Genomic DNA, 7,704 nt, shown 5'->3' with positions numbered 1-7,704 from the left:
GGCGGGGCGGGCTCCCGGGGCGTGACGGAGGCGAGCGGGGCAGCCCGGCGTCGCCGCACGGCGGCTCATGGAAGTCCGCTGGCCCGCGACGGGCGGAAGTTGCACGCCCGGCAGGGCCGGTGCGCGGTCGACGGAGGCTATCGGCACGAAGCGGAGCGGTTTAGGACGCGGGTCAGTGATCCTGGAGGTCCTCTGTGGTGACGGATGCGCGTCCCAAGGTGAAGCCCGTGCAGGGGAATCGTGACGAATTGATTGATGCGCTGCGACAGCGCCTCGCGGGCTCCTTCCGCTGGGCCAGCGTGGGCGTGGCGTTGGGGACGTTGGCGGTGCTTTACGGCGCGTCATCGTTCCAGCGGGCGCTCGATTCCGGAAGGTTCCGATGGCCGTTCAGCGCCCAGCTCCCCATCTGGGGGAGTCTCTTGATTGTCATCGGTCTGGCCGCCTTCTGGCTGGCGCCCCGCTACACGCGGAGGTTGGTGAGAAGCGTGGAGTCCGATGAACGGACGTCGTTGCTGATGACGGTGGCGCGCAAGCGAGTGCCGGGAGATGACGAGCACTTCCTGTTCGTCGCCACCCTGTACAGCCCGGAGCAACAGCGCGTGGTGCTCCGGAACGTGCATTTCCTCCAGGGGGACAAACCGCTGCAGTACCCATACAAGGAAGGTGTCACCCAAGTACCGGTGCAGGTGTATGGCAAGCCCGGCCAAGCGCCCATCGTCATTGATGCGGGGTGGGGCTTCCTGCTCCCGGCCAACCTGACGTACCCCTGGTACAAATAGGAAGCGGCCGTCCTCTCGCTGCAGCAGCTCAATACGTGTACGACGCCGCGGCCCTGGTCGCGCCGTTCTCGATGGTGCGCCTGGAGCTTCGCGGCGGCTCCATCCCTGCGCCTCGCTCGGACAAGGACACCGAGTACTCCATGAACTATCACCTCGAGCTCGACATCATGGATGGGCGCGTCATCCTGCTCGAGTGCATCCCCGACCACGGCACGGGGATCTGCCTCTAGAGAATGCCAATGACCTCCCTACGTCCCATCATCACCCCGGCCAACGCCGCGCGCCTGAGGCGCGTGCGGCAGCTCAGCCCCGTGCGCGTCTCCTACTCCTCGGGCCAGCGACTGGGCTTCGACTTCCAAGGCGCGGTGCTGGTCGCAAAGGACGGTCACCCCGCACATCTACGGTGGTGGGATTTGGGGACGGTCTCAGACCATCCCGTGGTGGACACTGAGTTGCCGCTCCTGGAGGCTCCCGCGGTGGCGGTGGGGGAGCTGGTGCTCTGTATCGGCGCTCCGGCACTGTCACCCTCTGGACTCTGGCGGCCGAGCCTCAAGGCCCTGTCCGCCAGGGATGGCTCTCTCCAGCGCCAGGAGTTCCTGCCCCATGCGGTCACCACGCTCTGTGCGTCCAGGGATGGCTCCCATCTGCTCGCGGTGATGGATGAGGAAGCGGGCCTGCTATGGGATGTCCGCGCCTGGCGTCCGGTTCGAGAGCTGCCGTGGCCGGAGGGCGAGTTCTCCGTCACCGCGTGTGCCCTCTCGGCGGATGGCCGCTTCGCCGCGGCGACCGCCACGCAGTGGAGCGATGACCAGCGGGGCGTCCTCTGGCTGTGGGAGGTGGCGTCGGGAGGGCCGCCGTGGACGATGCCCTTCAATTCGTCGACGGCCTGGAGTGTCGCGTTCCATCCCCGGGAGCCCCTGCTCGTCGTGGGGGGCCTCACGGAGAACGTCGCCGTCGTCCACGCGGAGGAGCGCCGCCTCGTTCGGACGATTCCGGGATTCTACGGCTACGCCTACAGCCTGGACTTCCACTCGGAGGGGCAACTGCTCGCCGCTGCTCACGACGGTCGGGGCTTCGCCCTCCACCACTTCGACACGGGAGAGGTCCTCTTCCGTGCCAGCGACGGCGACGACCTCCAGACGAGTGATGCTGTCTTCTCCCCCGACGGGCGCTTCGTGGCATGGGGGCAGGGGGATGGCACTGTGGGGCTGTGGGCCGTGGCCGACTGACGGCGTGGGTGGCGAGGGTGGCGCCCCGCCTTTCCCGGCCCGGAAAGCCCCCGAAACGCTCATCGCGCGCTATCGGCGGCAGGCTGACTGGCTTAGGACGCTGGGCATTGATTCCGGAGGCCTGGCACGATGCCGAACGCGAGCTCCCTGACGAGGACCGCGCAGTTGAACCGTGACGCGCTGCTTGCCTTGTTGCGACAGGACCTGTCGTCGACCCGCCGGATAGGCGTCGTGATGGCCCTCCTGGGGGTGGTGGCGATGCTCTTTGGGCGGCCCCAGTGGGACCAGGTGATGGACGCCGCACGGGACGAGCTGAAGGCGCTCATGTCGTTCTTCTTCTGGGGCGCCATCCTGCTCATCGTGGGCTTGCTGGTCCTCTGGCGTGGGTCGCGCCACACGCGGAAGCTCATTCGAAGCGTGAAGGCGGATGAGCGGACCCCGATGCTGATGACCGTGCTGCGCGAGGAAGTGCCGAGCGACGACGACGAGCGCGTTCGCTTCGTGGCCACGCTGTACAACGTGAAGGAACATCGCGTGGCGCTGCGGGACGTGCGTCTGCGAACCGGGGACATGCCGATGGCCTACCCCTACGACGACGGTGTCACCAAGGTCCCGGTGGAAGTCTATGGCAGGCCCGGCGAGGGGCCTGTGGTCATCATCGATGCGGGCTGGGCCTTCCTGCTCCCGTCCCACCTGACGTACCCCTGGTACAAGTAGCCACGAACCGCGAACAGGCGACGACCGGGCTCCCGTGAAGAAGCCCGGCCGCCGCCCACGTTCCGTTTGAAGGACCGCTCAATCCCCGGAGTAGATGCCGATGGTGCCCGGCATCACGGTGCCGTCGCTGAGCGTGGCGCCCTGGAAGGCCACCAGCATGCGGCGCCGCGGGCCGGAGCGGTCCACCTGGATGTCCGGCACGCGCATGCTGGACAGTTCTCGCCCGAGCACGGAGAGGCTGTAGTGGGAGACGGAGCCGCCCCGGACACGGGAGAGGCCGCCGCCCCAGCTATGACCGGCCCAGATGCTGCCGTTGGCCGGGTCCGCCGCCACGCTGGCCACGTGCGGCGCGGCCAGCTCGTTCTTCAGCGTGCGCACCACCTGGCCGCTGTCGTTCAGTTCCGCGAGGCCGTGGCCGAAGGAGCCCACCCAAGCGGAGGTGCCCACGACGGCGATGCCGGAGACCAGGTCATCCGTGCGCTGCTCCGGACGGGAGTAGCTCTCCTCGCCCACCGCGTCCTTCCAGATGTCGATGCGGTTCCATGCGGAGGCCCGGGACTCCGTCCGCGTCTGGCCCTCCCAGAAATCGTTCGCGACGGTGCCGTAGAAGTAGCGCGTCGTCCGGTTGGCGCCGCCGACCCAGACGTCGCCGTCCGGACGCACGCCCAGGCCCCAGTACGCATCCGTGAGCAGCGCGGGCTGAACCCTCCACCGGCTCCGGTCCTCTCCGTACTGGGCCCGGTCCGCCGTGGGGTTCGTGTAGATGTACGCGTTGATGCCCGGGTGCGAGTGCTCCTCCACGCCCCAGCAGTGGAACTGCCCGTTGCACGTCGGGTCGCCCCGGTAGTCCGCATCACCGCGGGCGAAGCCGTGGTTGGCGCCAAACCAGACGCTGTTGGTTTTCGCGTCATAGGCGATGCGCCAGATGTTGCAGAGCTTCTCGCGGCCTCGCAGCTCGGCGTTGACGACGTTCGGTCCCGAGAAGATGTCGTAGTGCACGACGTCGAGCGTGCCGTCCGCGCGCAGTGAGACACGGTCGGCGTCACCGCTCTTGTATCGCGCGGGGTCCGGCACGTTGCTGTCCCAGTTGTTCTCGCAGTGGAGCGCGCCGTCGCCCGGCATGCCCTCGTAGCCGACGAAGACGGTGTCGTTCCAAGCGCCCGCGACAGAGATGACCTTGAGGTACTTCGGTCCCGGCGGCGCGCTGCCGTCCGGCATGTAGCCGTACGGGCGCAGGCCTTCCGCCATCGTGTAACGCCGGAAGGTGCGCTCACCCTTCTTCATCAGGAAGAGCCCTTCTTCGCCGCCCGCCACCCAGATGTTACCGGAGGCGTCCGCGCTCACGCCGTGGATGAAGCGGGGGCCGCCCGCCTCGCGGCCGAAGAACTCCCAGTTCGCCGCGGAAGGCGTGGGCAGTGGCATTTCCACGGGGCCCCCGTCCGGCGTGCCACCGTCGTCGTCCGGCGTACCCGAATCCGGCGTGCCACCGTCGTCGTCCGGCGTGCCCGAATCCGGTTCTCCCGCGTCGGGTTCGTCTGGTGTTCCTGAGTCCAGCGTGCCCGAGTCCGGCGTGCCTGCATCGCCTTCCGGGGCTTGGGGGAATTCCGAGGGCGGGACGTCCAAGCCCTCGACGCCCGTCGTGTCACTTCCCGAGCCACAGCCCGTCCACAACCAACCCGCCACGAAGAGCGCGCCCGCCCATCCCCATCCGCGCTTCATCTCGTCACCGTTCCCTGCTGAAAAGCCGACCGGCCCGAAGTGGGTCGTCGTGTTCAATCCCCGTTCGTTCGCAAGGTCGGTGCCAGCACGAGCAGCCCTGAAGCGTGGCGTGTCCGTCGGGCGCCGGACACGATGTGGGTAATCCGCTTCCCAGCGTGCGTACGTGCCTGTCCCGGGCGAGGCCGGATTCGTGCTACTTCCTTCGTCGAATGGGTGGTCATGACGCGCGGGGCCGGATGCCACTTTCTCTTGTCAGTCAGGAGCCGGACCTCCTGTTCTACACACGTCAGGCGGCCGAGCATGGCGGGCCCGTGCTGGTGTTGGGAGCCGCCAATGGCCGGGTGGTGTGGGCGCTGGCGGGAGATGGCTATGACGCCGTGGGCGTGGACCCCTCGGAGGTGATGATTCGCTCCGCCGAGGAACAGCGGAGCTCGGAACCCGAGGACGTCTCACGCAGGGCGCGCTTCCAGGTGGCGGACCTCCGCTCACTGCGTCTGGACGAGCGCTTCCCACTGGTGCTCGCGCCCCAGCACGCGTTGGGGCTGATGCCGGGAAAGGACGACCTGGAGGCGTTGCTGGCCACGGTGCGCCACCACCTCACGCCGGATGGCTCCTTCGTCTACGACGTGCTCAACACGCCCCGCGAGCCCGTGCTCCCCCGAGACGACGAGGCGCCCAGCGCCGGCCTGGAGCCTCGCCGCCCGCTCTTCACCCTCCACCTGCGCGAGCGGCGTGCGCCCGGTGGGCCCAGCCCCATCCGTCGGCTCAAGCTGCGGCACTTCACGCCGGAGGAGCTGGACGCTGCGCTCACCGCGGCGGGGTTGGTGCCGCGCGAGCGCTACGGCCGCTTCGACGGCAAGCCCTTCGATCTGGAGGACTCGCGCCACATCGGCATCGCCGGACCGTGAGCGCCCGTCAGCGTTCGAAGCGGTAGCCCAGTCCGCGCACGGTGAGGAAGTGGCGGGGGGCTTCCGGGTCGGGCTCGAACTTCAAGCGCAACTGGCGCATGAAGTTGTCCACGGTGCGGGCGCTGCCTTCGTAGTGGTAGCCCCACGCGCCGGACAGCAACTCCTCGCGGGTGAAGGTGCGTCCCGGGTGCGCGAGGAAGTGCGCCAGCAGCTTGAACTCCTGCGCGGTGAGCTCCACCGGCGTCCTCGCGCGTGCCACCGTGCGGGCGGCCATGTCCACGCTCACGTCGCCGAAGGTCACCGGCGGCGGCGAGCCCGCCCCCGCGGACGGGTAGCGCCGGCGCAACACGGCCTTGATACGGGCCAGCAGCTCCTGGAGGCCGAACGGCTTCACCACGTAGTCGTCCGCGCCCAGGTTGAGGCCGACAATCTTGTCCGTCTCCATGCCCTTGGCGGAGAGCACGACGACGGGCGTGTCCCGGCCGCGCTGGCGCAGCTCCTTGAGGACCTCGAAGCCATTGAGCTCCGGCAGCATGACGTCCAGCACCACCAGGTCCGGCGACTCGTCCAGCGCGCGCGCCAGTCCGGTGCGGCCATCCTGGGCCTGGAGCACCTCGTAGCCCTCGAAGCGCAGGTTCATGGACAGGCCCGTGAGGATGGACAGGTCGTCCTCCACGACCAGGATGCTCCGCGTCTTGTCGCTCATGCCTTCCCCGCCGGCAGGTGGATGGTGAACCGGCTTCCCTTGCCTGGCTCGCTCTGCACGGAGATTCGGCCTCCGTGGGTTTCGATGATGCGCCGGGTAATGGCCAGCCCCAGCCCGCTGCCTTCCGTCCTGCGCGTCAGCAGGTTGTCCACGCGATAGAAGCGCTCGAAGATGCGATTGCGCTCCTGCGGAGCAATGCCCACGCCGTTGTCCTCCACCGACAGGTCCACGCCCTTACCGCTGCCCCGGACCTGGAGGGTGATGCGGCGGTTGTCCGGCCCACTGTACTTGTAGGCATTCTGCAGCAGGTTGAGCAGCGCGCCGGCCACCGCGGCCCGGTCCACGTCCAGCGCGGGCAAGCCGTCTGACATCTCCACCGACAGGTCCACGCCGTCCTCCATGCGCTGGGTGCGGAAGGCTTCCACCGCCGCGTTCACGAGCTCCGACACCGGCACGATTTCGCGTTGGTACACCTTGCGCCCGCCTTCGATGCGCGCCCAGTCCAGCACGCGCTCGACGAAGATGGACAGGCGTTCCGTTTCGCGCATCAGCAGGGTGAGCACCTCCTGCATCTGCGCCGGGTCCTTCAGCCGCCCCAGGGCCAGGGTCTCGATGAACATGCGGATGGACGTGAGGGGTGTGCGCAGCTCGTGGCTCACCAGCGACACGAAGTCCGTCTTCATCCGCGACAGCTGCGCCTCACGGTAGAGCGCGCGGCCGGTGTAGACGACGCCGAAGGTGAGCGTCAGGTAGAACAGGCCTAGCAGCACGCCGTACAGCACGCGGTTGCGCGTGGACGCGCGCGCCACCGGGTCCTCGCCGGTGGGCAGCACCACCAGCCGGAAGTCCTGGAGGGGCGAGGACAGCACGCGCTCAGCCAACCCCGTGGGCCCCAGGGCGCTAGCGCGCGCCTGCGCCACCTCGGACACCAGCCGCCCCATCAGTCCGCCATCGGAGGGCTCCCGGGGCACGGGCAGTAGGGCGAAGCGCACCGGTTCGCTGGACACGGCCCGGGGGTCCACGCGCTCGGCCAGCAGGGCCTCCAGCCGCTGCACCGACAGTCGCACGCCGTGCACCACGCTGCCGCGTCGCTCGGCGGCCACCAGCACCGCGCGACCGCCCGCGGTGAGCGAGAAGACGGTGGGCTCGGTGGGCAGTCCGCCCGCCTCGGGCACCACGGTGGTGAGCGCCTCCGCCAGTTGGGGGTCCCGGGTGCGGACCTGTCCGTCCTCCAACTGGAAGGCGCCGTCCGGCTCCGACACGGGCTGCCCGTCGGGGAGGATGAACTGGAGTTGGCCATTCACCGGCTCCAGGCTCGCCGAGGCGAGGATGCCCGGCAGTTCCTCCGACAGCGACTCCAGCGTGCCGCGCCAGGCGGCCTCCAGCCGTTTCTCCACGGCCGCGCGCTCGTTGATGATGGCCACCACCCCGAAGCCGGACAGGCCGGCGGATGGCACCACCACCAGGACGATGAGCAGCGCGAACGTGCGCCGGAAGTTGAGGAATCGGGGCGGAGTGCGGGACACAGCCCCTCTCCTTTACCCCTACCCGGCGCTACATGCTCGTGGCGTTTCATCCACGCCCGCGACAGGGGAGTGTCCACCACTCACCTGGAGTGTGTGCGGACGTCATCGACTTCAGGGGTG

General features: G+C 68.8%; 8 protein-coding genes. 5 read left to right on the top strand and 3 right to left on the bottom strand.

Annotated features, from left to right (window positions below; genetic code table 11):
• Positions 1 to 197: 197 nt before the first annotated feature.
• The 4 genes from F8M74_RS04795 to F8M74_RS04780 all read left to right on the top strand — a co-directional run bounded on the left by F8M74_RS04795 (position 198) and on the right by F8M74_RS04780 (position 2,725).
• Positions 198 to 779, top strand: coding sequence for a hypothetical protein (locus tag F8M74_RS04795; RefSeq protein ID WP_141253533.1), 582 nt, complete (start codon positions 198 to 200; stop codon positions 777 to 779).
• A gap of 35 nt (positions 780 to 814) precedes the next feature.
• Complete coding sequence (locus F8M74_RS04790; protein ID WP_141253532.1) at positions 815 to 1,009, top strand: hypothetical protein; 195 nt, start codon at positions 815 to 817, stop codon at positions 1,007 to 1,009.
• A gap of 9 nt (positions 1,010 to 1,018) precedes the next feature.
• Positions 1,019 to 2,008 (top strand): WD40 repeat domain-containing protein, encoded by a 990-nt coding sequence (locus F8M74_RS04785; RefSeq protein WP_141253531.1) that lies wholly within the window; start codon positions 1,019 to 1,021, stop codon positions 2,006 to 2,008.
• A 129-nt stretch (positions 2,009 to 2,137) separates the two neighbouring features.
• Entirely contained in the window at positions 2,138 to 2,725 is a 588-nt protein-coding gene (locus F8M74_RS04780) for a hypothetical protein (protein WP_141253530.1), read from the top strand.
• Positions 2,726 to 2,803: 78 nt separating this feature from the next.
• On the opposite strand, the gene F8M74_RS04775 is transcribed toward F8M74_RS04780, so the two are convergent.
• Entirely contained in the window at positions 2,804 to 4,444 is a 1,641-nt protein-coding gene (locus F8M74_RS04775; protein WP_228560703.1) for a hypothetical protein, read from the bottom strand.
• Between the two features lie 209 nt (positions 4,445 to 4,653).
• Here F8M74_RS04775 and F8M74_RS04770 point away from each other — a divergent pair, with 209 nt between their 5' ends.
• On the top strand, positions 4,654 to 5,352 hold the full coding sequence (locus F8M74_RS04770) for a bifunctional 2-polyprenyl-6-hydroxyphenol methylase/3-demethylubiquinol 3-O-methyltransferase UbiG (protein WP_171410458.1): 699 nt from the start codon (positions 4,654 to 4,656) through the stop codon (positions 5,350 to 5,352).
• 7 nt (positions 5,353 to 5,359) lie between these two features.
• Here F8M74_RS04770 and F8M74_RS04765 read toward each other — a convergent pair whose 3' ends face one another.
• Both F8M74_RS04765 and F8M74_RS04760 read right to left on the bottom strand, forming a co-directional pair.
• Positions 5,360 to 6,058: a response regulator transcription factor gene (locus F8M74_RS04765; protein ID WP_011551466.1), complete on the bottom strand. Its 699-nt coding sequence runs from the start codon at positions 6,056 to 6,058 to the stop codon at positions 5,360 to 5,362.
• Complete coding sequence (locus F8M74_RS04760; protein WP_141253527.1) at positions 6,055 to 7,584, bottom strand: cell wall metabolism sensor histidine kinase WalK; 1,530 nt, start codon at positions 7,582 to 7,584, stop codon at positions 6,055 to 6,057. Before F8M74_RS04760 ends, F8M74_RS04765 begins: the two co-directional genes overlap by 4 nt.
• Between the last annotated feature and the right edge of the window lie 120 nt (positions 7,585 to 7,704).

Origin of the sequence: Myxococcus sp. CA023 (genome assembly GCF_010998615.1) — a bacterium.
In the GTDB taxonomy this organism is placed as follows: Bacteria; Myxococcota; Myxococcia; order Myxococcales; family Myxococcaceae; genus Myxococcus.
Note: the sequence above shows the minus strand (reverse complement) of the source record. Positions and strands in the feature narration are given on the sequence as shown.

What these genes read in the sequence shown, in the direction of transcription:
- F8M74_RS04775 (WP_228560703.1), bottom strand. Translation starts at nt 4,444, where the DNA reads ATGAAGCGCGGATGGGGATGGGCGGGCGCGCTCTTCGTGGCGGGTTGG.
- F8M74_RS04770 (WP_171410458.1), top strand. Translation starts at nt 4,654, where the DNA reads ATGGGTGGTCATGACGCGCGGGGCCGGATGCCACTTTCTCTTGTCAGT.
- F8M74_RS04780 (WP_141253530.1), top strand. Translation starts at nt 2,138, where the DNA reads ATGCCGAACGCGAGCTCCCTGACGAGGACCGCGCAGTTGAACCGTGAC.
- F8M74_RS04765 (WP_011551466.1), bottom strand. Translation starts at nt 6,058, where the DNA reads ATGAGCGACAAGACGCGGAGCATCCTGGTCGTGGAGGACGACCTGTCC.
- F8M74_RS04785 (WP_141253531.1), top strand. Translation starts at nt 1,019, where the DNA reads ATGACCTCCCTACGTCCCATCATCACCCCGGCCAACGCCGCGCGCCTG.